At 53.1% G+C, this 24,679-nt stretch carries 29 protein-coding genes; all 29 read right to left on the bottom strand.

Going from position 1 to position 24,679, the window contains the following annotated elements; all coding sequences use genetic code 11:
- The coding region (locus tag AC0XWG_RS14910; RefSeq protein WP_475680754.1) for a phage tail fiber protein at positions 1 to 1,367 on the bottom strand (1,367 nt) is incomplete at its 3' end.
- Between the two features lie 98 nt (positions 1,368 to 1,465).
- The gene (locus tag AC0XWG_RS14905; protein WP_475680753.1) at positions 1,466 to 5,272 is read right to left on the bottom strand and encodes a TipJ family phage tail tip protein; all 3,807 of its coding nucleotides are present in this window, start codon (positions 5,270 to 5,272) and stop codon (positions 1,466 to 1,468) included.
- 53 nt (positions 5,273 to 5,325) lie between these two features.
- Positions 5,326 to 5,934, bottom strand: coding sequence for a tail assembly protein (locus AC0XWG_RS14900; RefSeq protein WP_257277114.1), 609 nt, complete (start codon positions 5,932 to 5,934; stop codon positions 5,326 to 5,328).
- A 51-nt stretch (positions 5,935 to 5,985) separates the two neighbouring features.
- A complete protein-coding gene (locus AC0XWG_RS14895; RefSeq protein WP_196367792.1) occupies positions 5,986 to 6,210 on the bottom strand; it encodes a YebO family protein in 225 nt (74 codons plus the stop codon).
- A gap of 47 nt (positions 6,211 to 6,257) precedes the next feature.
- Complete coding sequence (locus tag AC0XWG_RS14890; protein WP_475680752.1) at positions 6,258 to 6,968, bottom strand: C40 family peptidase; 711 nt, start codon at positions 6,966 to 6,968, stop codon at positions 6,258 to 6,260.
- A gap of 1 nt (position 6,969) precedes the next feature.
- On the bottom strand, positions 6,970 to 7,725 hold the full coding sequence (locus AC0XWG_RS14885) for a phage minor tail protein L (RefSeq protein ID WP_126287166.1): 756 nt from the start codon (positions 7,723 to 7,725) through the stop codon (positions 6,970 to 6,972).
- Complete coding sequence (locus AC0XWG_RS14880) at positions 7,722 to 8,060, bottom strand: phage tail protein (protein WP_063922237.1); 339 nt, start codon at positions 8,058 to 8,060, stop codon at positions 7,722 to 7,724. Before AC0XWG_RS14880 ends, AC0XWG_RS14885 begins: the two co-directional genes overlap by 4 nt.
- Positions 8,061 to 8,062: 2 nt before the next feature.
- Positions 8,063 to 11,350, bottom strand: a complete 3,288-nt coding sequence (locus AC0XWG_RS14875) for a phage tail tape measure protein (protein WP_475680751.1) — start codon at positions 11,348 to 11,350, stop codon at positions 8,063 to 8,065.
- Positions 11,351 to 11,384: 34 nt separating this feature from the next.
- Positions 11,385 to 11,648, bottom strand: coding sequence for a phage tail assembly protein T (locus AC0XWG_RS14870; protein WP_000050396.1), 264 nt, complete (start codon positions 11,646 to 11,648; stop codon positions 11,385 to 11,387).
- Between the two features lie 23 nt (positions 11,649 to 11,671).
- The gene (locus AC0XWG_RS14865) at positions 11,672 to 12,073 is read right to left on the bottom strand and encodes a phage tail assembly chaperone (RefSeq protein ID WP_001135721.1); all 402 of its coding nucleotides are present in this window, start codon (positions 12,071 to 12,073) and stop codon (positions 11,672 to 11,674) included.
- Positions 12,074 to 12,127: 54 nt separating this feature from the next.
- Positions 12,128 to 12,598 (bottom strand): phage tail tube protein, encoded by a 471-nt coding sequence (locus AC0XWG_RS14860; RefSeq protein ID WP_000202242.1) that lies wholly within the window; start codon positions 12,596 to 12,598, stop codon positions 12,128 to 12,130.
- A 54-nt stretch (positions 12,599 to 12,652) separates the two neighbouring features.
- Positions 12,653 to 13,000 carry a tail completion protein gp17 gene (gp17, locus tag AC0XWG_RS14855; RefSeq protein ID WP_475680750.1) on the bottom strand — a complete coding sequence of 116 codons (348 nt, stop codon included), beginning with the start codon at positions 12,998 to 13,000 and terminating at the stop codon, positions 12,653 to 12,655.
- Positions 12,997 to 13,446 carry an HK97-gp10 family putative phage morphogenesis protein gene (locus AC0XWG_RS14850; protein ID WP_028019707.1) on the bottom strand — a complete coding sequence of 150 codons (450 nt, stop codon included), beginning with the start codon at positions 13,444 to 13,446 and terminating at the stop codon, positions 12,997 to 12,999. Before AC0XWG_RS14850 ends, gp17 begins: the two co-directional genes overlap by 4 nt.
- Positions 13,443 to 13,781 (bottom strand): phage head closure protein, encoded by a 339-nt coding sequence (locus AC0XWG_RS14845; RefSeq protein WP_028019706.1) that lies wholly within the window; start codon positions 13,779 to 13,781, stop codon positions 13,443 to 13,445. The genes AC0XWG_RS14850 and AC0XWG_RS14845 overlap by 4 nt, the downstream gene beginning before the upstream one ends.
- 8 nt (positions 13,782 to 13,789) lie before the next feature.
- On the bottom strand, positions 13,790 to 14,116 hold the full coding sequence (locus AC0XWG_RS14840) for a head-tail connector protein (RefSeq protein ID WP_028019705.1): 327 nt from the start codon (positions 14,114 to 14,116) through the stop codon (positions 13,790 to 13,792).
- Positions 14,117 to 14,159: 43 nt separating this feature from the next.
- On the bottom strand, positions 14,160 to 15,371 hold the full coding sequence (locus AC0XWG_RS14835; RefSeq protein ID WP_086538233.1) for a phage major capsid protein: 1,212 nt from the start codon (positions 15,369 to 15,371) through the stop codon (positions 14,160 to 14,162).
- A gap of 9 nt (positions 15,372 to 15,380) precedes the next feature.
- On the bottom strand, positions 15,381 to 16,229 hold the full coding sequence (locus tag AC0XWG_RS14830) for a head maturation protease, ClpP-related (RefSeq protein ID WP_410376935.1): 849 nt from the start codon (positions 16,227 to 16,229) through the stop codon (positions 15,381 to 15,383).
- Positions 16,230 to 16,242: 13 nt separating this feature from the next.
- The gene (locus AC0XWG_RS14825) at positions 16,243 to 17,547 is read right to left on the bottom strand and encodes a phage portal protein (protein ID WP_475680749.1); all 1,305 of its coding nucleotides are present in this window, start codon (positions 17,545 to 17,547) and stop codon (positions 16,243 to 16,245) included.
- Positions 17,547 to 19,283 (bottom strand): terminase large subunit, encoded by a 1,737-nt coding sequence (locus AC0XWG_RS14820; RefSeq protein ID WP_410376937.1) that lies wholly within the window; start codon positions 19,281 to 19,283, stop codon positions 17,547 to 17,549. Before AC0XWG_RS14820 ends, AC0XWG_RS14825 begins: the two co-directional genes overlap by 1 nt.
- Positions 19,283 to 19,756 (bottom strand): phage terminase small subunit P27 family, encoded by a 474-nt coding sequence (locus tag AC0XWG_RS14815; protein WP_053528461.1) that lies wholly within the window; start codon positions 19,754 to 19,756, stop codon positions 19,283 to 19,285. The genes AC0XWG_RS14820 and AC0XWG_RS14815 overlap by 1 nt, the downstream gene beginning before the upstream one ends.
- A 157-nt stretch (positions 19,757 to 19,913) precedes the next feature.
- On the bottom strand, positions 19,914 to 20,264 hold the full coding sequence (locus tag AC0XWG_RS14810) for an HNH endonuclease (protein ID WP_032619870.1): 351 nt from the start codon (positions 20,262 to 20,264) through the stop codon (positions 19,914 to 19,916).
- Positions 20,264 to 20,854: a Rho GTPase-activating protein gene (locus AC0XWG_RS14805; protein ID WP_071283832.1), complete on the bottom strand. Its 591-nt coding sequence runs from the start codon at positions 20,852 to 20,854 to the stop codon at positions 20,264 to 20,266. Before AC0XWG_RS14805 ends, AC0XWG_RS14810 begins: the two co-directional genes overlap by 1 nt.
- The gene (locus AC0XWG_RS14800; RefSeq protein ID WP_475680748.1) at positions 20,836 to 22,293 is read right to left on the bottom strand and encodes a glycosyltransferase family 2 protein; all 1,458 of its coding nucleotides are present in this window, start codon (positions 22,291 to 22,293) and stop codon (positions 20,836 to 20,838) included. Before AC0XWG_RS14800 ends, AC0XWG_RS14805 begins: the two co-directional genes overlap by 19 nt.
- A 128-nt stretch (positions 22,294 to 22,421) precedes the next feature.
- Positions 22,422 to 22,967, bottom strand: a complete 546-nt coding sequence (locus AC0XWG_RS14795; protein ID WP_475680747.1) for a hypothetical protein — start codon at positions 22,965 to 22,967, stop codon at positions 22,422 to 22,424.
- Positions 22,968 to 23,021: 54 nt separating this feature from the next.
- Positions 23,022 to 23,180 (bottom strand): hypothetical protein, encoded by a 159-nt coding sequence (locus AC0XWG_RS14790; RefSeq protein WP_475680746.1) that lies wholly within the window; start codon positions 23,178 to 23,180, stop codon positions 23,022 to 23,024.
- Between the two features lie 4 nt (positions 23,181 to 23,184).
- The gene (locus AC0XWG_RS14785; RefSeq protein ID WP_320738129.1) at positions 23,185 to 23,454 is read right to left on the bottom strand and encodes a hypothetical protein; all 270 of its coding nucleotides are present in this window, start codon (positions 23,452 to 23,454) and stop codon (positions 23,185 to 23,187) included.
- On the bottom strand, positions 23,451 to 23,993 hold the full coding sequence (locus tag AC0XWG_RS14780; protein WP_023315880.1) for a glycoside hydrolase family 108 protein: 543 nt from the start codon (positions 23,991 to 23,993) through the stop codon (positions 23,451 to 23,453). Before AC0XWG_RS14780 ends, AC0XWG_RS14785 begins: the two co-directional genes overlap by 4 nt.
- Positions 23,971 to 24,276, bottom strand: a complete 306-nt coding sequence (locus AC0XWG_RS14775; protein ID WP_475680745.1) for a phage holin family protein — start codon at positions 24,274 to 24,276, stop codon at positions 23,971 to 23,973. The genes AC0XWG_RS14780 and AC0XWG_RS14775 overlap by 23 nt, the downstream gene beginning before the upstream one ends.
- The gene (locus tag AC0XWG_RS14770; protein WP_022648767.1) at positions 24,263 to 24,658 is read right to left on the bottom strand and encodes a phage holin family protein; all 396 of its coding nucleotides are present in this window, start codon (positions 24,656 to 24,658) and stop codon (positions 24,263 to 24,265) included. Before AC0XWG_RS14770 ends, AC0XWG_RS14775 begins: the two co-directional genes overlap by 14 nt.
- Between the last annotated feature and the right edge of the window lie 21 nt (positions 24,659 to 24,679).

The raw sequence follows: 24,679 nt of genomic DNA, 5'->3' as shown, positions 1-24,679 counted from the left end.
TCTTTATGCCGCTGATTCCAGATGCTGTCCGCTGGCATTTCCACACGAACACTGATGAACTGGTCAGCCGGGATATCAACCGGATCACCGTCCTTAATCCCATCAATTTCATTTCTGGCAAACTCAGGGGCGTTTGGGTAAGTGCGGTGATATGTTTTTACAAGAACAGAACCATCGGCGTTAACCTCATAATCCAGCCATACTAGCGGCTGCTTATTCCGGTCTGAAGGAATTTCAAAACCACCGTCTATACCTCCCCAGGCAGCATCAGAATTAAGTGCCTTACAACCTTCAATGAGGTACTGTCCGACATCCAGGCGAGTGACCGTAACCCCTTCTGATTCGTCGTTAGTTTCATATTGTCCGTCTCTGAAAATGTTAACGATTGGCGAGGCGGCTTTTATAAATCCGTTACTATCAATAGTCGTGTTGTTTGTATCCCGTGCGACGGCGAGATTGTACCAGGACTGAGAGTTTGGGTTGTAGACCTTGTAACCGAACCCATGCTTGCCATTGTTATCTCCATAAAATCCAATTAACTGCATCCGTGCGCCTTCATCGGCAGAGGTAATGTCTATCCATGCTCCGACCGCTCCCCCCTCAACCTGACCAGTGATAAAACCTGTGCTGTTTTTCCAGTCAAGGCTGGTCGGGTTTTCACCGGATACAAAACGCGATGTCTTTGGTCTTATGGCTCCAATGTTCGTACAGGCTCCCCAATAATCACCTGTTGTTGCCCCCGTTCCACCATACCGGGTTCCGAGTGGTACTGGCTTACCATTATTCGTAATAACGGCCCCCCACTCGTTTTTGCGAATGATGATTGCCTGCTCCCGTGCAGGGCCGTAGACAATACTCTGGTCTTCAAGAGTCAAGAATGCGCTCAAACCGAGGTTTTTTCGACTCTCTTCCGCAGTCGTCGCGCCGGTTCCACCCTGGTCTACAGGCAGTGCACCATTGGCCCCTTTCTGAGCCAGTTTACCGATGGCGGGGATGGTTACGGCGATGCCGTTGATTGTTACAGTGATGCTCTGATTGGCTGAGGTTGTGGCGAACGTCTCCCACGCGCCAATGTTCTCGTCATACTCTTTGATAAGCTGCGACATCGCCTGGGCCAGCCCGTCGACAGAGATATTGTCTGACACCAGAATGCCGTACTTCTGGCCGCTGAGCGCTGGAGATGCGGCAGGCGTAACGGTCAAGGATGTCGCGCCGTCGACAGTTGTAATCTGGAACATCTGCACCGGGTTTGACGCAACGATAATCGTCTGACCAGCACGAACCTGAGTGGCCGGTGCAGTCCAGTTTGTGCCCGTTCCAGTGGCGGTATTTCCGTTGATGGCGATGGTGCCAGTGTTATAAAGCATATATTCTCCAGACAATAAAAAACCCGCCGAATGAACTGCTCCCTTAAAGTTGGACTGTTTTCTTAGCGGGCTATAAATCAGGTTGAATGTCAGAAAGATCAGGCAAATGAGCCGGTACCGCGGGTAATGGTTAATGTCGGTGCTGATATCGTCTTACTGGCTGTTCCTGTTCCTATGACCGTGATGGTCCCGGTTACAGTCGCTGATGTGATCCCCCTTACTGCATGTCTTACGGTCATCCAAAGCCCACCAGTCCCGGCAGGAACATTGATTGTGCCCAAGTAACGCGTATTCCCGTTGATGCTGAGAGTTATGGAGACTGTTGTGGTACCAGACAGTGAAGAAACGAAAATCAATGCCTCAAGAAGTGCTGATTTACCGAGTGCTGATGTTGAGGAATCCGTAAACGTGATTGTTTGTGACCCAACCCCGCCGCCGGAAATATTCACGTCACTTCCAATCCCGACGTTTGCAATGTCACCGACAAAAGTGGTCGCCTCGACTGACCCTTTGAAGCTGCCGTTAGTGGCATATACAGTTCCACGCACGGTGACGTTATTGAAAACGGCATAACCGGATTTATTGATATGCCAGCCAACATTCCCCGAGCCATCCCAGGTTGAGGACTGGATATAGTTGCCGATTTTTCCGTTATTGATCGTACCTTCACCAATCACCGTATCCCTGATGATTGTCTGCCCATTCTGAATAACGAATGGGAGCGTAACATCACCTCCGGCCTGGGTCATGACGGCGAAACGGTCAGCCAGGAACATCACCTGTGACTGCATACCCTCTGGCGTGTTCTCGACGCCGATTCCCATTCCGGCAGCATACTGTCGCCCATTTGAATCGACCGATACCTTGATGTTGTACATCGCGCTGAGATCACCATTTACGTCTGCTATAGCCTTCGCGTTGACGTTTATTGCGGCACTGTTTTCTCCTGATTTAACCGTCAGGGTGTTAATTTTTGTTGCCGAAGCCTGGGTAAAGTCAGCAAGTGTTTCGGTCAGATCTGTTGAGTTAGAGATATTCCCACCTGCTTCCGCATCCAGCGTGACTAGCGCACGGGCAACAGCCTGGCTGGCATCAGCAATGGTGGTATCGACACGATCTATACTGGCGCTGTTCCCGGCATTCGTAGCTGTCTGAGAGCGACGACTTACAACCTGCGCTAGCCCATTCTGGATAATCGCAATTGCCGAGTTCTTCACGCCTCCTGTCATGCCGTCCATCGAAACGGAAATCTCATCGATTTTTACAGCGGCCTGCGCCAGACCGTCAGCATTCTCCTGTATCTCTTGCGCCTGCTTCTCCAGCTCGTCGGCATGACTTTTGATGTCATCCGCCATACCAGCAATTTTTTCATTGCTGTCCACAGCGTTCTCGATCAGGTCTTTGAATGTCTCAGACCCCTTCATATCCTCCAGGATGGTATCAGTGATATCAGAAACATCAGTGCTGGCCTGCCCCCGTATAAAGTCGGTATACCCCGATTCATTACCAGTTCGGTCAACCAGCTGAGCGCGGTACCAGAAAATCTGTCCCGCCTTAAGCCCCATCTGCTGATATTTACGTTGTGGGTATGGCACATCGGCCAGCAGTATCGCATCGCCCTCAGTCCCCGTCAGGCTGTACTGGATTTCCGTCTTCAGGGTATCGTCGGTGTTCGCCGGGAATCCCCAGTTCAGCTCGATACCAAACACAACGTTTTCTGATGCAGTAAAGCCAACTGGTTTTGGTGGATTACCCACTTTACCTGTCAGCGTTTTCTCTTCTGAATAGCCCCACCCTGAGGAAATCTCAGCGGCGTTAATGGCGCGGACGCGTACCAGATATCGACCAGCATAAATCCCCGGTATATCGAAGGATGCGGTGGAGCTACGCGGCACGTTCACCCAGTTCCCGTCATTACGCCGCCACTGAGCTTCATAGGCGATAGCGTTCTGCGCCTGGTCCCAGCTTACACGCATGGTTTCTACGCTAATGTTCTGCTGAACGACAGAGAATGAGCTGATCACAATGTTGGCAGGCGGAGCCTGATTCCCTGGCGGGATAATACTTATTGGCCGCTGGTCGATGATTGCGCCAGTATCGATACGGGCATATTTATCCTGATCGTGCCATGCGGCGGTGATAGAGAAGGTACTATTATCGTTATCACTTACGCTGACAACGCGGTACTGCTGAGCATAAAGCTCGTCAGATTCCACCACCCAAACAGCTTCGGCCTGTGGCGTCTCACTGTATGCCGTAGTGACTGTGACAGATTCCCCGTTCACGGCCTGAATGGTTCTGCTCTGCGACGCTCCGGAAGGTAGGTTGAGGATAAGGCGATCACCTGCTGCTGCATCTGCCACGCGATCAAGTTTGATAACGCGACCGTTAACAGCGCTGATGCGGCCGCCCATAACCTTTCCGGAAAGCAGCTCGTCTGCCACGGCGATGATGTAGCCCGGTTGTGGAATGTTTCCGTCCAGCCCGACATCAAACGAAACAACGCGATCCTTGTTGTTGGTGAGAATGCCCCAGCGCCCCTTTCGGTTCGCCTCTGACTGTCGGGTGCAGCCTATGGCTGTCATTTCCAGCTGATTGAATCCGTACCGCGCAACCAGCGCCTGCTCAAATACCGGCTCCATCGCGTCGGCGTAAGCATTACTGGGATCAGACCATGAAACCAGAGCTGTGGTGTAGCGGGTTTTCGTGGTGCTGCTCGAATAGGTGAAGCGACCGTCAATAACGTTAGCGCGCGTGTAGCTGTAATCAACATCGCGCGGCATGTCGGCCAGGGCCACAATCTGATCTCCGCCCCAGTAGGTCATGCCACGGAAGATGGCAGCAAAATCGCGGAGGACTGTATAAGCATCATTCCGGTCCTGAATGTACACGTTGCAGGTATAACGCGGTTCGGTACCGTTGCCCCCTTTACCGTCAGGTACCATCTGATCGCAATACTGGGCAACCTGATAAAGCGTCCATTTATCAATGTTCGCAGCTGTTAAGCGGTGGCCAAGGCCGAACCGGTCAGAAACAACAAGATCGTAAAAAATCCACGCGGGATTGTCCGTCCATGCCCACTTAAACGCCCCGGTCCATGTCCCGCTGTAGGTCCGGGTTTCAGGATCGTAAATATCTGGTACTCGGATAACGCGACCGCGTGGCTCGCATGATATCTGCGGGATTGAGCCATTAAACTGGCTAGAGTCAAATTCGATGTAGAGCAGCGCTGTGTTTGGATAGCGCAACTTGGCGTCAATCACCTCAGTGAAGCTCTGCAGGGTCATCGTATCGCCGATCTTCGCGCTGTTGGCATCTGCGGTAATTTTTCGCAGTCGAATTGTCCAGGTGCTGCCAGCCTGCGGTAAATCAATTCGGTGGCTGCGCTCATAACCTGATGTCGTTTTCCCGGTCACGCTGGTATTGAGAACCGTCTGCCATGTTCCGCCGTCCGTCTGCAGGTCGATCGCGTAGTTAATCGAATAGCCGACCAGATCCCCGTCGTCCTCCTGCTTGAAAAGCGAGGGCCATTTCAGACGCAGACGAACCGCTGATAGCTGCGTATTGGTGAACGTGCGCGTCCATGCTGTAGCGCTTGATACTTCGGTACCCACGCTGATTTCATTTTCGGTACCGGGAATGCCCTGAATGTAATTTTGCGCCTGCGTTCCCGCACGAAACTCCCACGTCACACCGCTGAAGTTTTGGGAGCCGTCGGCGTTCTCAAGTGCCGTTCCGTCCAGGTAGATATCTTTGCCGGTTAGCTGCCCTGCAAATTCCCCTTCCCCAAGCGCAACGAGGATTTTGGCCTTAGCTACAGATTGCAGATCATCAGGCTGTTCGGTAGGAGTTCGGGAACTGGAGCTGCCGCCCTTGCGGCCCTTTAACACTTTATCTGTAGCCATATTGCGCCCATAAAAAAAGCCACCCGAAGGTGGCCAGAAAAAAGGTTAGTTATCTACTGCTGATCTTCGACATAAATTCCGGCAGAAATAATCGCTCCGCCTATCCGCCGGCGGCCATATAGGAGCGGTACTGGATAGCCTTGCGCCGCGGTGTTTGTTACACCACCGAATGCGTAGGATGCGCGGTTATCTGCACTTTGTTTGCTGGCTATGCCTGATGGCTGCGGTGAAAGAAGCTGAATAACCCCACCGAGGACCAACGAGGCGCCAGTGGCTGCAGCAAATCCCGTGAATCCACCAGCAGCGAACGCAGCGCCAATACCGCCGGGGCCAGTCAATACAGCAGCAGTGATAAGCACGGCTCCCAAGATCGTCTGCAAAAGACCAGCCTTTTTACTTCCAATTACTACAGGGACAATCCGGATCACTTCGCCGGTGACAGGAAATCCGAAATCATCAACGCCAATATTCTTTTTATCTCTATAAACAGCATACGTCAGCCCTCGGGCTTTGCTCGTGTTTAAGAATTTCTCGAAACCATTTATGGTTTTCGCAAGTGCATTAATGGCTTCAGCAGTGGTGCGAACCAAGCGGTGATGAACCTTTCCATATGTCTTAGCTAGCACGCCACTTAGCTCAATTCTTGTCATTACCTCTTGCATGCTACCCCCCATAAAAAAAACCACCCGTAGGTGGTTTGTTAATTTACGCTCTCAAAGCCCAGCTTTTTTCCTTGCTTCTTCAAGGTAATTTTCTTTCGACTGGTCTTTATTATTTGCCTCGAAGTTTGGATCTAATATTTTTGATAATTTCTGGTCGATAGACTCAAGTAATTCAACCTGCCTGTTCGCTCTGACGCTTGCGCGGTTGATGAAAAACCAGAGAATTAACCCAATGAAAATACCTACGAAGATCCAACCAAAACCAACTGTATACATATCGTTCTCCTTACTGTGTACCACACGATAGTATCAGTGACAGTTTGTTAAATAAAATTATGATGCCTAAGAATCTTCATCGTCCGTTCCTGCCAGTAGCCACCATACGGCACCCGCTGGCTCAAATGTCCGTACAGGTGGTGCAGCAGCATATTACCCTCCAGCAGGATCCCAGCGTGGTTCCACTTATCAGCCTGGACCTGCATGATCACCATATCGCCGGGTTTCGGGGGCCCGTCGAATTCACGGAATCCGCACTCATACCAGCAATCCTGATAGAAGTTGTCGGGATAGTCGTTTTCCCACCAGGGATAATCCACCCGGTAATCGTGGAGCTCGATACCATGCGTTTGCCGGAAATAGCTCATTACCAGCCCCCAGCAGTCGAAGTGTCCAAGCACAAACGGACGCTCCAGCAGCGGCAGTTCTCCGCGCGGCTGGATGGTGCGTAAATCCCCCTCAGGCCAGCTCACGATGTGCCAGGGTAAAAGCGTTGCATCGCATTGCGCCTTATCCAGTTCGCTCGGCTGCGTCGTGGCATCAGGGTGGCTGTGAGCGATGGCGATCACCGTACCCCAGTCCTCAGCAACTACGTAATCTTCCGGACAGAGGACAAAATTGTCCTCCGGCGCCTCGGCAAGATTTCGGCAGGGGAAGTACCGCTCAACGCGGCTTTTCTGCGCCACCACGCCACAGCACTCGCGAGGATATTCACCTGCAGCATGCGCCATAATCGCATCGATGGTTTTCTGACGCATATCAACTCCTGATCAAAGACGTGCCGGGGAAGCCACCAAACGAGAGTTCGTTATTTTCACCGAATCGGAGTTTGCAGGCCGTTAGCGTGCCGTTGCATTCATCCAGCGACGGATCGCTTACCGGATTGTTGTTTTTGTCGAAATATCGGGTTCCGGCATAGTCGCAGCCGTCGCCGGTGCGATACTTGTTCCGGATGCACCAGGTACAGAGCGAATGCAGCTGGCGCGTCGGGATCATTTGTCCCTGCAGGTCCATCGGGCTGGATAACGTGAACTCAACCACTTCGTTGGTTTCACTGCTCTTTGCGTCGATGTAGAACACCTTCAGCTTTTCTTGAGTCGGATCAGCTGTGGGGTTGCCGTCGGCAAAGTTAATCGCATCGAGATATTTTCCCAGCGTGTCATGGATGGTAACTTTCGCCTGCAGCATATCGTCATAAGCCAGACAAAGCGCTGTGATAGAACTATCAAGGTTAGCTACCGATAATTTTGGATGCGCGCTGCTTCCGCTGGTAGAGGCCTCGATCCCCTCAATTTTGCATGGCCAGGCTTTATACTCCACACCCTGCCACCAGATAGATTTTGCGGGAAGCTTATTTTCGTCACCGCCAGCAGCGAGGATTTCAGCTTCAGTATGCGCGAGGCTGTAACTGTGAAATCGAAGCACTTCACCGGTGCCAAATGCCGTGCCATCTACTTCGAAAAGCCTGACCACATCACCTGGTTCGAGTTTCTGAAAATCAGCGTTAAGACTCATGGTCGGAATGCCTGTATGAATGTTGCTTCAAGGTTGAATTTCCCGGCGCCGAGCCCAGTGGGTTTATACGTTTCGCAACGATACAACCCCAAAGATTCGAGCGGCGGCTTCCACTGAAAGGCTTTCGTTCCTTCATGCCTGTCGAGAAAAGACTTAATGGCAGAAATGTAGGTTTCGTTGCCTGTAAAGTTGAGCGTCCACTGCTGGGTTCTCGTGTTCAATCCATCCCCTGACACCTGCTCATATCCATCGCCAAACTGAGCTTTCCTGACGCGGAAGTTAGTATCTGCCTCAGCGTTAATCCGCGGGCACCAGGTGAAAGTTTCGATAGCCATTTTTATCTGGTTCCTTTCATTGCGTTCCAGATGTCACCACCTGGGCTGATATCTCGCATGACGTTCTGCTTGTATCGCTGATCAACAAATCGGCCAACGTCTGCACCGAATTGTTCAAGCCCAGGTGAGGTCTGTGTTGATGTGTTGCCATTACCATCAATGGTGATATAAACCTGTGGCGCCGAAGATACCGACTGACCGCCGCCACCTCCGACCGCACGAACGCCGAGAGAACCATCCGGCGCGCGGGTCAGCGGCATGATCGCCTCCGGCCCAGCCTCGCCCATGATTCCGGCCCCGCCTTTTGCGAAAGCGAACATGGTGGGGTTTCTGACGATCCCATTACTGAAGGCGCTCAGAGAGGGGGAGTCATAAACGCCGCCTTTGGCGTTAAACTGGAAGTTCGATCCGTAACTTGAAACCGCTGTACCGGTGCTGGCTGACGCGCCCGCCCCGCCCCCGAAGAAGCTGCCAACACTGCCGATGAGTGAACCAAAAATGCCAGAACCGGAAGAGGCCCCCCCCATCGCGCTGACCACCGCCATCTGCAGCGCTACTTTTTCGATGATCTGCAGTACAGAAATACCCCACGATTTCCAGCTAACCTTATTGCCTTCGAGCATTGAGGTGACGTTACTAAACGCGCTGTCGAGTGTGGTTTTCACCCCGTCAGAAACCGTGCCGGATACGTTACTGATTTCATCAAACCAGTTGGCATAGCCGCGTGATACTCCGGACATCCAGTCCGCTTCAGCTGCTGCAATAGCCTTGTATTTCTTATCCAGAGCATCGAGGGCTTCGCGTCGAGCTATCACAGCCTGGGTGCTTTTGTCGCCACCTGCTTTAGCAAAAACACGGCCGATCTGTTGCGTCTCGTCGAACCGGCTTCGCTGGCGATCGCTCATGCCTGCGGTTTCGGTTGTCAGCGTCGCCTCATCCCTGAACTTTCGGGCCGCTTCAGTTAAATCCTTCAGGGCATCAGCTTGTTCGCGCTGCTTGCGCACGTTCTCGTCGGCTTTTTGCGTCCATTTTGCCAGCTCTGCTGATGATGCCTGGATCGCCCTGCGCTGCTCGTCGGTCCATTTAGTGCCTGCCTGGTGCGATGCCGCGTAAAGCTCGGATGCTTTTTCGCCTTCCGTCGCCCTGACGCGTTGCACATCGATCGCCACACTCAGATCGGCCATTTTCCGGGAATACTGTTCGGCGGTGCTGGCCGCTTCACGCTCGGCTTTACTCTGAGCTTTCGAGGCGGCGGTAGAGGTTTTTTTTGCCTCCGCAGCCGCCGCATCCTTTTTGGCTGCCTGATCCTTGTTGTAGATGTACTTGGTGTAAAGCGCCCCCGTCAGCTGCAGGTCTTCTGCTTCATAGACGTGCTGCTGATGGAGTTTTTCTAATCCGCTGAGGCTGGCCAGCTCGTTATCGCGGCGTGAGCGCTCCAGTGCGGTTTGCTGTTGAGGCGTCGCGTTCGCCAGAGAGACAACTGGCCCGGCATACTGCGGCGGCTTCGCGCCAGCGGTCGCAGACATTGAGCGGTTAAGCAGGTCATACGCACCTTTCAGGATTGAGACGGCGCCAGCCTGTTCGATAGCCTTTTGCGTGGCCAGGTCACTGGCATTGTTTACCAGCTTCTGCGTTTGCTCGACTTTTGAGGCTGCCTGTTCGCGCTGGTACTCCAGTTGGTTCAGCTTGTCGGTCAGCTCGATGTTTTTAGCCGTGATGTCGGCCTGGTCCATGAAGGTGTTGATCAGGGTCAGCGTCGGATGGCGGTTGTAGTCCTGCTGGATTTGGTCAACCGCCTTAAGGCTGTCTTTCACCTTAGCGATCTGAGAGTCGAGGTCGGCCAGGTCCTGTTTTTGCGCCTGTAAAGATGTACGGGCATCGGCCGCGGTCGAACGCAGGCCAAGCACAGACATCTGCTGGAGCTTGGTGTTGATCTCGTCAAGATTGTTGGCAAAGCCGACTGCCTCACGATGCACCTGCTGGGTATGCTGATAAAGGCCATACATCGCAGCGCCGGCACCGATGATCACTCCAGGCCAGCCACCGAGAATACCCAGCACCCCGCTACCCAGCCGGGACATTACTGAGGCTGTATTGGTGAGATTGTTAGCTGCAGAGGTCCTGCCAGCCAGCGCCGTATTCAATGATGCCTGAGCTGCAGCAAGATTACGCTCAGCGACAATCTGAGCCTCAATACTCGTCGCCGCTGCGCGCGCCTGTTGAGCGCGGTAAACAGCCTGGCGACCAGCAGCAACGCTAACCTGAGCGCCGCGAACCTGAGCCTGCGCCAGCGCGACCTCGGCGGCCGTATTAGCGAGCACAGCGCGGGTTGACTGAGCAACGCTGCCGACCATGTTTCCAAAATAACGAGCGAGGCCAACACCAACCAGAACACCGGCTATATTTGCCACATCATCGATGTTATTCGCCAGACCATCCAGCACGCCTGAAAGCGTTGATGATGCGCCGACCGCATCGCTCGCCCCGCCAACCCATGCAAGGAAGGCGTTTTGCACTTTCTGTGCAGATCCGCTGATGGATGCAGGAAGGGTGTCGAACTCTTTACGGAGGATCTCAACGTTGGTCAGCAGCGGGACGATCTTGTTGGTCGTCAGTTCGCCGTTGTTGGCCATATTACGCAGGCCGCCGATGGTAGTACCAAGACCATCAGCCAGCAGCTTAGCCAGTCTTCCGCCGCTCTCCATGATGGCATTAAACTCTTCCCCTCGCAGAACGCCTGAACCCAGCGCCTGGCTCAACTGTGTGATAACGGAACTCGCCTCTTCTGTGCTTGCGCCAGAAAGCTTCAGTGATGTTGCAACGGTTTCCGTCACTTTTGCGACGTCAGCAGAAGCATAACCGGCATCACGCAGGGATTGAGCGATACGACTGTAAAGGTTGCTGTTTGCTTCGAGTGATGTTCCGGTGCGCTGGCTGATCTCCATCAGAACGCGCTGGGATTGCACGTAATCCTCACTGGAAGAGGAAGCAAGGCGAAGACGTCCATTCAACTGGTTCCACGTGTCGGCAAACTGAATCAGCTGATGCGTGGCAAATGCACCAGCCCACGCACCAGCAAGCCCGGCAGCAGAAGATCGCACGGTTGCAAGCTGAGAGTTAAGATCAGCCAAAGAACGCTGAGTTTCACGCGTGGCCGCTGCAGCTTTTTTCCCGCCCTGTTCCATAGTGCGGTAGTAATCGGTTCCCATGCGGGAGGCTCTGGCGATCTCAGACTGGAAAGAAGAAGAGTTCGCCGAAATTTTGATGATTAGCTCGCGCAGCTTTGCCATATTTCACCCATAAAAAAGCCCGCAGCCGCGGGCATCAAAGACTGGACATCCATTCTTCAAGTTCAGAGACTTCAGCGCCTTCTTCCTGCTCACCCCATTTCAGCATCACGTCAGGAATGGTGAATTTCCCGCCCTGAGAGTTCAGCATTGCAACGGAGATCTGCGCCGCCTGAGCATCGGCGCGCCAGTCACCAATCGGACTGATGCGGTCGAACTCGATCCACATTTTTAGCTCGCTGGCGGTCATGGTCTGGCGCAGTTCGTGGAGAGTGCGCCCCAACCGGAGCGCCAGCGACATCAGGAAGAAGGTCAGCGGCTGCTTTACGGCTTTCCCGCTTCTTCCTGGCTCATGCCGAGGTTGAGGGCCTGAGCCAGCAGGCGGGAGTGCACAGGACCATAAATTTTAGATACCTGCTCCTGATCCTCATCGCTGAATACTCGCTCGCCGTTTTCATCCAGCAGAACGTCAATAAACAGAACCACATCAGCCTCTTTGTTACGCAGAAACTTTTCCGCCTCCGTCAGCGTCGGTGCTTCTTCGCCCTCGGCGAGCTGGGGATTAACAATCTCCCGGAATTTCACCCAGGCATCGCCTGAGGGTTCACGCAGCGTTACCTTTGCGCCATCCCATTCAGGGACCGTGATACCTTCTTTGGTGCGATAGGCTTTCGATGCTGTAAGCGCCACGTTGCGTAATGAATTCTGTGATGTTTTTTGCGGCATTTCATTTTTCTCTTGTTACATGATCGGAGGGATAAAAAAAGCGGCCGAAGCCGCTCAGGAACCAGACGCGTAGATGCGTTTAGGTTTGCCACGTACACGCAGAGAATAGGTAGCGCCAACAACGGAAGAGGTTGCAGCAGACCATGAGCTCTGGCGTACCTCCACCAGCACGTAGAAACCGTTGCCAGACGGGAATACCACGCGCAGCGCGCGCAGTTCGTCATTTTCGTAAGCGGTCTGCAGTGCCTCCTGTGCTGCTTCATCGCCAACCCAGTTACGGGTAATGCTCATTTCAGCAGGCGCGGCGAGGCCGTTGGTTTGCTCCTGTTCAGTTGAGCACAGCGTGGTTACGTCGATATCCCCTTTCTGCCCGCCGGTGAAGGTGATCTCTTTTGTTGCGCAGGCTGCTTCCAGCCAGGTAACACCAGCACCCGGGAAACCTGAGGCGTTAAAATCCTCGGCAGTTACGGGTGCGTCGGAGACGGCAAAGGTCATCCCCTTTGTGACTTCATACTTACTGGTCATGGTTTCTCCAGTTAAAAAAAAGACCGCCGGAGCGGTCTGTTATGGTGGGTAAAGTTAAACGGTTACCTGAAATTCGAGCGTTGCCCGGTGATAGCGCAGATCAGGCTCATAGCCCGGCGTTTTCACAATGCTTTCCGGCTTCAGCACCTGCAGAGCATCAAGCGCCATATTCCTGATCGTGCTCGCTTCAGCGATGGTGCTGGAATAGACATCAACCTGCACAGAAACGGCAGATTCAGCCTGACCGCAAAGAACGTCTGCGGCCACGTCGGTAATAATCGAGAAAATTACCCAGGGCGGAGAGACTGAAGGCTTCCCGTCATTGCCGAGCGGCGCAACGTAGGGATAAACCTGCCCTCCGGCCAGCGGCGCCAGCAGAGGATAGAGATCGTCTTCCGTCATTTGCTTAATGCCTCGTCAATGGCCTGGTTCATGCGCCTGATCGCGACCTCCGTCGCCTGCTCCTGGCGAACATCGAACGCGGGACGAATGAACGGGTGCGGCGGCATGTTAACGGTACCCATTTCTACGAATCGCCAGTAAAAGGCGTTTCTCGGGTTATTCGCCTTCATCGTGTTATCGCTGTTCCCGGTGCGCGGGTTTACACCACGAATGTGGACACCGGAAGAAATTTCCCCGCGGCGGCGGCTTTTTTGGGTCACCACCACTACGTTTTTTTTCAGTTTCCCGGTACGCACCGGAGCGCGGGCGATCACTTCTTCCTTAAGCACTTCGGCGCCAGCGCGTGTGGCATCGCGAAGAACCTTGTTATTTTCAGCGCGGCTGAGCGACTCAAGGTCTTTTGCGATGTCATTTAAACCGGAAAAGTCGAGGCTCGTTTCAATCATTTTTCGGCCCCCTGCTTACATAAAATTTCGAAAAGAACACCACGAGAATCAGGTATTGGTGGACCAACAATATTTAAAACAGCCCCCTTAAACGGGCCAGTTTCAACCCTTATCCTGGAGGCAGCAGTGATATCACGGCGAAATCGTGTCCACACCCTGATAGTAGCGATGGCGGTTTCAGCCCCTGCCGCTACCAGTTCACGTCCACTAATCCCTTTTACTTCAGCCCATGTCTCCGAGCCGTCATGCCATGATTCAACGGGCTGCCCGGAACTATCCCTTTCCGAAGAAAGGTTCTGTACGGTGATTCTGTCTCTGAGTCTCCCGGCCTGCATAACACCTCCTACAACCCATAGATTCGGTACGGCTGCAGTAGCGCTTCCACAGCAAATGGAATATCTGATGTTATGTTCCCGATATTTACCGCCTCTCGGTTTGCATACCAGTGACCGATAAGGAGTAACATCGCCGCCTTCACATCGTCTTTAAGGAGAATCGAATCAGGGTCTTCTGCGTATCCAGGGCTGCTTTCAGTGTCATAGAGCGTTCGCCTTGTCCATGTCTGTACATATTGCGCAGCCGCACCTGTGTATATCTTCAGCAGAGCATCATCGCCGGTAAAATCTGTATCAATGCGGCAGTGCTGTTTCACCACATCTTGATCAAGCATTTATTCACCCCGAAAAAAAGCGGCCCGAAGGCCGCATTATTTATCAGCTACCAGCGCCAGTGCTGAATGAACCGTACACGAACGCTTCAGGGCGTTTAACGGCCAGCGCCAGACGTTCTTCACAACGGATGGTGATCATGTTTTTCTCGAAGTCGTCGGCGTTCTCCGTGGAGATAACCACGTTAGCATCTTCGCGGTCGAAGATTTGCGCCCCAGCGTTGAAAGCACCGGTCAGGAATTTACCCTGGAAGGCCGCCGCTTCCGTGGCTACAACCGGCAAGCCCCAAAGCGTCGGTCCAGTCAGCGCTGCAGGGTTAGCCAGGATGTAACGGCCAAGGCTGTCTTTGGTCAGTTCGATCCGCGCCCAGTCAATGAAGTGAAGAACGTGGCCAGATGCCGGGAATCGCGCCAGTTGCGCCTGCAGCATTGCCAGGCGCAGATCGTCAATCCCGCTCTGCTGTTCCACAGTGAACGCCGGATTAAACGCTGACGCCTGAGGAACAATGCCATGCAGATGCACGCCGGTACCATCACCGAAGAGAATTTCCTGCTCTTCCGCGTACTTCAGTCCGTAGCGCATTTCTGCATCAACGGTTGACTGCAGCTGTGCGAAGTCATCCAGGATCTGCTTCGAGGCTTTGAACAGGTGAGCGATGGTGCTTACGCCAGTGATTTTCGGCGTGAACTCAATTTCGCTGTATGGTTTCTGCGTATTTTCAGGAACCACTTTCGCGTTATTGGTAAAGCCTGTCTGCTGCACCCAGAAAATAGCTGAGGATGATGTACGGCCTGGAGCAATCAGATCGCGGATGAACAGGCGCTGTTTCGGTGCCGTATCAATACCCGGCAGGCGCTGTGGCTCCACAACACCATCAGGAACATCCACCGAAGTCAGGGCTGCCTTAACCGGAATACTGATGCGCTTACCACCTTCCACGCTGGAAGCAAAGGTTTTCAGGGCTTCAGCGGAGATCACCTGGTGGCCAACGGACTCGACAATCTGTTTCGCGTTTGCCAGCGGCATCTGGGCAACATGTTGCTCAAGTTCGCCCATTGCGGCCTTCAGCGTTTTTTCTGCTTCACGCAGGGCGTTGAACTCAGAAGCCATTTTATCGACGGCTGCCTTTGTTTCTTCTGACAGCTTGCCGGATTTCTGCGCCTCTTTGAGTGCATCTTCTGCTTTAGCGTTGAACTTACCGGTTGCCTCTTCGATGCTGGCCGTGACTTTTTTCAGAATATCGTTTACTTCAGACATAAAGGGTCCTTATTTGACTAACGCCGCCAGGGCGATTTCAAGTGAATTGATGGTTTCAGGTTTGATGTCTTCGGCAGCGCCCGGCGTACCGTCGTTGGTGGTGACAGCGCCAGGCATGCCACCGGATAAGGCTTTAATGAGTTTTCTTCGCTCAGAGCGCGGGGTGTTGGTCTTGGCCAGCAATGCATCAAGTTTGCGAAGCGCAGCTGCAGGCGATTCGTCGCCGTCGCTGACCGCATCAGCAGAAAGCAAGCTATCTGCCAGCCCCTTCGCCACAGCATCACTGCCACCGATATAGCTTTCCGCGTCCATCAGCTTCTTCACAGCGGCCATATCAAGGCCGGAGCGCGCCGCGTAGATGTCAGCCATAGCGGTATCGAAAGGTTCCAGTGACTGTGCCAGTTCTGCAAAATCATGGCGGTTCCCCATCGCGTATACCCAGCAGTTGTGGATCATCAGGAAGGCGCCGCGGCCAATCTGAATATCATCCCCGGCCATCGCAATTATCGAGGCGGCGCTGGCGGCAATGCCCAGCACCTTCACCGTTACACGGCCTTCGTATTCGCGGAGCAGGTTATAAATAGCCAGACCTTCGAACATGTCGCCGCCCGGTGAGTTGATATTCACCGTGACGTCGGCGCCGTTCATAGCCCGAAGCGCACCGGCAATACGTTTAGCTGTTACCCCTTCGCCCCAGTAGTCCTGCCCGATAACATCAAAAACAGAAATGCTGCTATCGTCGGTGGCCGCCGCTTTGATCCCGCCGTCCCAGCGGTCCAGTGCGGATGGTAATGTTTCACAGGTAACGCGCGCGCAGGGGCGACCCGCCGGTGCTACCGGAAGTTGTTTTTTGCTCATCAGGAAAGTGCTCCTAAGCGGCCTGTTTCAGCGGAGATTGTTCAAAGGAAATATCGGGGAATACGTGGTTATGCAGCTCTCGCAGGGCCAGTGCCTGAACAGCAGGGTTGCTGCTTTCGAGATTTTTCAGTTGCGTCAGGTTGAGTTGAACGGTGTAAATGTCACCCCCTTCAATCGGTGGCATGTTCTCAAGACGACGAACATCATTACGGGACATCCAGCCATTTTGAAGCGCGCTTGTATAATATGCCGCGCGACCGGCACTATCGGCTCGCAGTAGACCTTCAACAGAGAATTCTGCAAACACTTCGTCATCGCTGTCGAGTAGGCACCGGCCAATTTCCTGCTCAATGTTCACCAGTAGCGGTCGAAGTGTATGAGTCAGAAACTGCAGGTTCATACCTTCCAGGCTAGATGCCCAGCTGCTTTGTTTTGTGGTGTGACCAACCATGAAAGGAGGTACGCGAAACCAGCGGCAGATTTCCTCAATACTGAATGAGCGGCTTTCCAGCATCTGGGCGTCTTCAGGATTCATGGTAACGCCCTGGTATTTGAGCCCTCCCTCCAGCACCATTATTTTTCCGGCATTCTTTGAGCCTGTGAACTTTGCCATGTATTTCCGGAGCCTTTCCCTCTGCTCATCATTTAATGCTTGCTCCGCTGTCAGGAATCCAGAACTCTGTAACCCTTGCTCGAATATTTTTGCCGCAGACTCTTCTACCGCCATTGCAGAACCGATCACATCCCGGCCAGTCTTCATAGGCATCATGCCGCAAACACCATCCAGGCCGAACCCGCGAATGTGCATGATGTTTTTTACCGGAATTACGCGCTCGTTTCCGTTTTCAGTGTATTTGTATTCCAGCGCCCCTGTAGTGAGACGTTTAACCACCATGTTCTGTGGTAGCAAAGGCACCAGCGAAACCAGGCGGTTTGCTATGAACTTCTTCTCAATGAAGGCGTTACCGCGCAGGCAAATACTGGCGACCACCATCAACATAAAGCGTGATGGTGTCATTTCTGAATTGGGTCGGCGGCACAGTATCGAATAGGCCGGATGATCGGTTGCCGCTTTACGCGAACCGTCAGGCTGTCGAACGTATATTTTCAGCGGAAGGGTTGAAATAGACTCGCTTAACAGTCTTACGCATGCCCAAACAGCCGATAGCTGGATGGCTTTATCGGCCGTTACCACCTTTCCGCTGCTGCTGGTACCAAACCATTCCTCCCAGAACGTGCCGGTAGTCAGGCTGATAGGCACACCAAGCCAGTTAAGCAGAGCGCTTTTCACCCTGCCTGGCTGTTTGTTTTTTTTCATCAGAAACCTACCATGATGGGATTATTGAAGAATCCGGAGAGATCCTGCTGGTCGTTGCCACCGTTAACCAGAACTCGGCTCATTGCTGTGAACAATGCCGCCGGGCCATCAATCTTGGCCTCTGGTGTGGACTTGTTCGGGAAAATGTTCTCGTTCCGGTCAGGTTTGACGGTTACGTTGGACATCATCCAGTTCATTACCGGGTGATTGCTGTGATGGAAGCGGCCACCGTATACCAGTGCTTCGACCTCTTTCATCGCCTCAGAGAAATTGCGAACCGTCTGCGGCACTTCCACCAGCGGCAGCCCTTCTTCTGCCAGCGCAAGGCTGAACTGCGTCGCACTCCACGGGTCGAAGCCAATTTCTTTCAGACTCTCGCCAGCAACCCACACCTGCAGCTCTTCCTTAATCTGAGCATGGTCGATTACATCCCCGTCTGTAAGGATCAGCTTGTCCATCTCGGCCCACTTACGATAGAGCTCTGCCATCTGGCGTGAACATTTCTCAAGGCGTCCTTCCGGCAGCCAGAATTTAAAATCCGCATGAACGTGGCCACCTGGCGCGCGCCAGACTTTAGCGGCTGCACAGATATCAATTTTGTTTGAAAGGTCAACGCCCACCCAGGAGGGATAGGTTTTAAGTTCGTGCTGCGGGGCGATAAACTCGCATTTTTCCCATTTCATCATGTCCATCCAGGCAGACTCAGCGGTAACCCAGATATTCATGTGTTTGGTGAAAAAGTTAATCCTGGCCGAAACCTGCTCTTTCGCTTTTTTAGCCAGGCGGCGTAGGTCATCCCAGCGCTTACAGGTACCCAGCCCCGGATTCGCCTTCTGCCAGACTTTTTCATCAAAGGGATCGTCACCTTCATCTAAGGTGTAGATGATGGCAAAAAACGTATCGTCTTTAACCAGGCCGCGAAGGACCTTGATTGCGTAATCGCGTAGTTCGTAACAGATACCTTCTTTGTTGAAGCCGGCGGTGGTGATACCGAAAAGTAGCGATTGCAGGCGCGCGCCTGTGGCCGTCTCCAGAACGTCCCAGACGTCACGGGTTTTATGAGCATGCAGCTCGTCGACGATAGCACAGTGGATGTTCAAGCCGTCGAGGTTGTTCGCATCTGATGATAAAGGCTCGAATTTGGAGGCCGTTTGCTCCTGGTAGATAGCAAGCTTGTTGAATTCGAAGATCCGCCCAAGAGTAGCTTTCGCCTTCTTGACCATATTTTTCGCGTCTTCAAAAACAATTCGCGCCTGGTCACGGGTGGTTGCAGCGGAATAAACCTCCGCCCCGCCCTCGCCGTCTGCGCCAGCCATATAAAGCCCCACGCCGGAGCAAAGTGTTGATTTGGCATTTTTACGGGCCACCTCAACATCTGCTGTACGGAAACGCCGAACCATCACCGGCCGACCGCTGCCGTCGTTACGCAGGACGGTTTCCCCCGTCTCTTCGTTAACCAGCGGGATAACAAAACCAAAAATATTAATCAGGATGAAAACATGCCAGTCCATCAGCTCAATCGGCTGGCCTGCCAGCGCGCCTTTTACATGAGGCACAAAATTATAGAAATTCAGAATGTGCTGTGCGCGCGGCTCACTGAAGAAAATACCGCGCTCTTCGCCGTGTGCCAGATCGTCAAGAAAACGCTGGCAGGCAAGGCGCAAATACTCACAGGCAATAATTTCCCCCGCCACCACCCTCTCGGCGTAGCGGATGCCTTCTGCAACCTTAGCCATTAATCCCTCGCTTTCATAAACTCGGTCAGCGGATCAACCGCATCAGGACCTTTGGCATTCACCTTAGAACGGCTGGCTGGCGTCATGCCAAACTCACCGAGCATGGCGCGCAGACGTTTCCAGGCATCAGCTTTCATGATGGCCGCCGGGTGAGCCTTGATCAGCACATCCCCGCTCTGTGTTTCGGTCCGGTAGGTGTAGCCCTCAACTTCAAGCGTGTCGCAGTGATGCCGGTATTCGGTATAGGCCTCAACCAGCAGCTCAAGGGCTCTGGCGTCCAGCTGAGACATCACACCGATAGCATCAAGCTCGTCGGCCATCCGTTTAAACCAGTATTTCCCCTGCTTGTCGAAATGCTTCGGCGTTGGGGGTACCCCTGAAGGGGGTTTTGGTTCGTTCTCATTGATCGGGCGTTTTGATGGGTTACCCCTCACCAAACGTAGATGGGTCGGGGTTTTCGGTGGTCCAGACATAATCGAAAACTCCTATTAATCATCGAATGGGGGATCCCATAAAAAAGTTTTCTAACCTGCGGCGATGTGAAAAGAGGTTAGGCGGCGGTCCTTTGGCGCGTCGTTCCTGAACTTTCAACCCGCCCTCCCCCTCGGTCGACCCAAATGAGAATTGATATCATTTGAGCCTTTCGACCGCTGTTTTCGCCCTGTGGCAGGGCTTGCAGAGGCTTTCGAGGTTTGAGAGGTCATCGGTACCCCCATTTGCTTTGGCGGTGATGTGGTCCACCGTCTCAGCGGGTGTATACCTTCCATTTCGCAGGCATTCCTGACAAAGGTGTTTGTCTCTGTCGAGAACGATTGGGCGCAGCCTGTCCCACTTGCTGCCATAACCTCGCTGATGCCTGCTCTGTCCTCGCTGATGCTGCTGCCAGCCTTCATTAAGGTGTTTGGGACAATAGCCTGAGCGGTCGGTGGTTGTACCAGGGCAGCCACGCTTGCGGCATGCTCTCGGTATTAACGCAGGCATCAGGCTAACCTCCACGCCCGGCGGCGTTCTGTTCTTGGCGCTGAGTCAGGGTGACGCTCAACCGGTTCGCCGTCAGCATGATCCACCAGCGAGTAACACGGATAAACCACAGCGCCGCCATAGGCATCACCTACCGCATAATCAGCAGGCTTGCTGCTGTTCCATTGATGGAGTACACGATTGATATGCTGCGGTGGCACGCTGTAGCACACGCCGTGTATTAGCCGCGGCAGCGTAATGTGGTTGGCCTGTATCTTGTCAGCCACTATGAATCGTTCGGCGATTTGCATCTGATACTGCGGTGGGCGCCCGGTACCGAGATAAAAACTCAGCATGTCGTCAGGAAAGCGGGCCAGCCAGTCGACCGCCAGCTCAGTAAACCCAGAAACTGGAAGTGCATCATCCTCCAGAACTACCACTCTGCATGGTTGGCATGCAGCCCACTCAAGCGCGCGGCGATGATTCCAATTCGCGCCGTGGTCACCGCTATCGATTAGTAGAACGGCACCGAGAGATTCAGCCAGACGCAACGCTTGTTTGTGTCGCGAGTGGTGGCCAACCACAACAAACTTCACTTGTGGCGAAACCATGCAACCTCCTTGCCGATACCATCAGTTTTGAAAACGGTATGTACCAGAGGACCGGTGACCAGTCTGTCAGCGAATGATTGCGCGACAATGCCGAACGCCAGCATATCGCCCACCGCAGCTCCAGCCTGTTCTTTCTTCCAGAAACGATAACTCTCTATCCGGTAGTAAAGACGGATGATGCCGTGAGCAAACGCCATGACATCAGCGCGGGTACCGCCCAGCAGACCAGCGTTAAGCATCACATCGTTGCGATGCTCTTCAATAAACTCCTGATAGATACGCTCAGGATGATTCTGCTTTGCCCAGGTATCGGCGTAGGTCTTTGGTTCTGAACCAACATAAACCTTACCTGGCTGCATCTCTTCCCACGGTGCGCGGAGCATTTCGACATCTGTACCATCGGTACACCAGACGAACCGGTATTCAGGGTGATCGCGCAGGTGCTGCCAGATATGCAGCCAGCGCCGGAAGTAGACATTCATCTTAACGTCAGGAACGCGATACAGATCGACGTCTGCCGGTGCCGTCTGCAGTTCATCCACCAGCGCGATACGGCCACAATTCCGAAGTGAGGCAGCCCAATTGGTCAGTATGTCAGGTGAAGCCGCCATTTTCGTACCGCGCTGCGGGTCTGGCTGGCTGGTAAGCAACGTTGTTATTACCACGTCGCGCTGAGATCTATATTCGGCATAACCTGTATATCCTGAATCCCGGCGCTGCCCGTAAATCACAGCGTTCTTTTTATCGAGCGCTTCACGTTCAGGCCTCGGTATGCTGCGCGCGCCCTCTTCGTACTCGTCCATTGAGTGAATCAGCTTTTCAGAGCCAACCACATCAGCAAACGCCCAGGACGTTAAGCCAGCGTTATAAATCCGAAGCGCCAGATCAGGATGCTCATACATGCCCCTGCCATACACCGGATCGAAACCGCCCACCTTCTCAATAGCGCTGCGGTGGTAGTACAACATCACGCCGCGCTGCCCAGTGTAAGCAATATGCTTATCATCCCGGTACAGAACGGTCATATCGTTAATTTTTCGCGGGCCAGCCAGATCAAGAAACTGATAAGCCAGGTGCGGCTCTGGTGAATCGATGTAAGGCTGGTGCCAGTTATCAGCAATGGGCCAGGCATCATCATCCCACAGGAAAATATGCTCGCACCCGGCATCAATTAGGGCTGACAGGCTGGCGTTCTTCGAAGCAACAATGCCGAGTGATGTTTCATGGCGAAGCAGCTGCACGCCGTCAGGTCCTACCGCGGCCGGTTTCGAACCATCATCTACAACCACCACCAGCGCTCCGGCTGGCAGGTGCTTCATATGCTGTTCGAGCGCTAGTTTCAGTACGTCAGCGCGCTGGTGTGTCGTTATTGCAATGCCGATCCGCGATGAAATTGCGCAGGCGGGTACATACGGGACACCATCAATAGTGACCTGCATTTCAGTTTCCTTAACCTTTATTCATTGAGAAACGGGATTTAATAATGAAATGAAGCAATGCTTATAAATAAAAAACCTCGCTAATCCGAGGTTATGTTTATAAATCTTCAAAAAAGCGGAGTAGAAAACTATTTTTTATCTAGCTCTCTCAACATACTGATAAGACTTTTAACCTTGAAATTTTTCTTAATGCCAGAGGCCATAGATACACTTAGTTCTAGCTTGCTAACCTTTCCGCCGCTGTTCTTGATATTCGACAGTATGGCTTTAGGCCACCCCATATCTTCTCCAACTTCAATGAAATAAAAAGCAGATTCACCTTCTTCTAATTTTGTTGGCATCTGTGCTGATAAAGGATGTCCAAATGTTTGCGCTAATTTCTTATCTGCCCCAATTAACCAGCTTATTCCAGTTATCACAACTTTAGCTTGTGAAGCGTTTGCTACTGTAATACCGACTCCAGAAACAGTATGAAGGCCACCATTAATAAAACTCCAATTCACATCTGCTTTTAACCGGGGGCGAGTTTTGCCATTCGCAAGATAAAGAGAAACTAATACAGCCATAAAGGTTGCGATTCCTGCAAACCAAGTACCAATCATTGACCAAAAAGCCCACGTTGCAGCCTCTTTGGCGGCAATCATCGATTCATACGAAATTGAGTTAGCATCCATATCCATCTCCTTCAATTAGATGGACATAGTTTATAACACACTGCATCCTGCGGTTTAGCTTCGCTCTCTAGTTTTCGCCACGATTTCTTTCTGGCAGTTCGCCTGCCACGCTTTGTTATGCGCCAGGATGTCTTTCTTCGTCTGGCGGTCCAGAACATCCCAGTCGTGATCCGTTCCGTAGATGGGTTTAACCCAGTCGCAAGCCGTGTCCACTACTTCAACCTTTACGGGTCCAGTTTGTGCGCAGCTCACGATCAACATCGTCGCCAGGCATATGGTTAACCGTCTGCTGTACATTGCTGGCCTCTTTCGTTGTCTCTACCCGGCGATCTGCTGCTGCGACCGTTGCCGCTGCGTTATCTTCGGTGCGCTGCTGGTCAGCTTTAGCTTCCGCTTTGCTGGTTCCGCGTGAATGACCTAGGCCAAACGCGGCGGCAATAGCAGCAAACACTGCGACAACGAGTCCGGTAATCATCTCAAGCGTCATATAACCACCCGCTCCTTTACCCAGCCATAAACAAACGTTTCGTTCGCGCTGCGCTGTTCTGCCAACTCAAGATAACGCTGACCCTGACTACAATTCAGGGCCCGAAGCATAACCAGCTCACCCTCTTTTCCGCGCCGGGAAAGATAGCTTTTTAACGCGCTGATGGTTCGCGGACCAATAAAACCATCTGCAATCAGATCGGGATAGAGCGTGCCCTGAATGTTGAACACGTTCAGCCAACGCTGAAACCATTTGGTCTGCACCGATGGGCCCATGTTTACGCCTGTGTCGCAGAGTTCGGCAGCGATGGCTGGTGATACCTCAGAAACAAGGTCGAAGCGTGGCCCTGTCCAGTAGTCAGCCGTCAGGATATCCAGCGCCTGCTGGCGGGTCAGGTTTCGCATATCCCCGGTGAATCCGTGGGCGCGAGCGACCGCTTGTGTGATCCCCCAGTTAGTTGGACCGCCCTTGTCGTCAGGGTGATTAACGTAACCGCCCTCTTTACCAAGGATGGCATTAAAAATTTCGTCTTTGGTCATGCGAATGCCTCAGGGCGTCAATGATGCGTGCTACGTTTCCCCGAGCCCAGAGAACGGCGGCGCATATCAGGACGTTGACCAGCACCACGAACCAATGGGATTCATGGTACAGGCCGAACAGGTAACGAAAAGGGACGCTGGCGTATACCAGCACCGTGAAATAAGCCATCACCGATATCAGAGGGCGATGTCTCGCCCCGCCGCGCTGGTAGAACATCAGTGCAATAACGATAACAGCAGAGATAATTGCGTTTGCCATCGCACTCGGATCACTTGTTACCATTGCTGGCCCCTCCACCACGTAAACGCGAGAGAATTCCAAACAGGCTACCCAAATCCTGACTGTTGACGAACGTCAGCAGCTTAATAGCAATAGCGGCTACGATTACCGCGCCCAGCGCATCAAGTGGCCTGTCGCTATACCCCGTCCATTTGGAGAAGTAAGAGCCAAGCAGAGGCGCGCCAATAACGCCGAAGATGAATGAGGTTATGAAGTAGCCCACCAGCTTAAGGCGGCTGATATTAACCGCCGTAGCGACGTAGAACACCGCACCAGCGAATGCGCCAAACACCACACCGTAATCTATGCCAGTTGCCAGGCCGAACATGCTGGCCCCCATCAGCCCACCAGCCGCAACCGTAGTGCCAGAAACAGGATCGGACATCTAGTCCCCCTCTTATTGCCG

It is taken from the genome of Enterobacter sp. DVT3837, from assembly GCF_056238685.1.
This window is presented reverse-complemented; position numbering and strand designations above follow the sequence as displayed.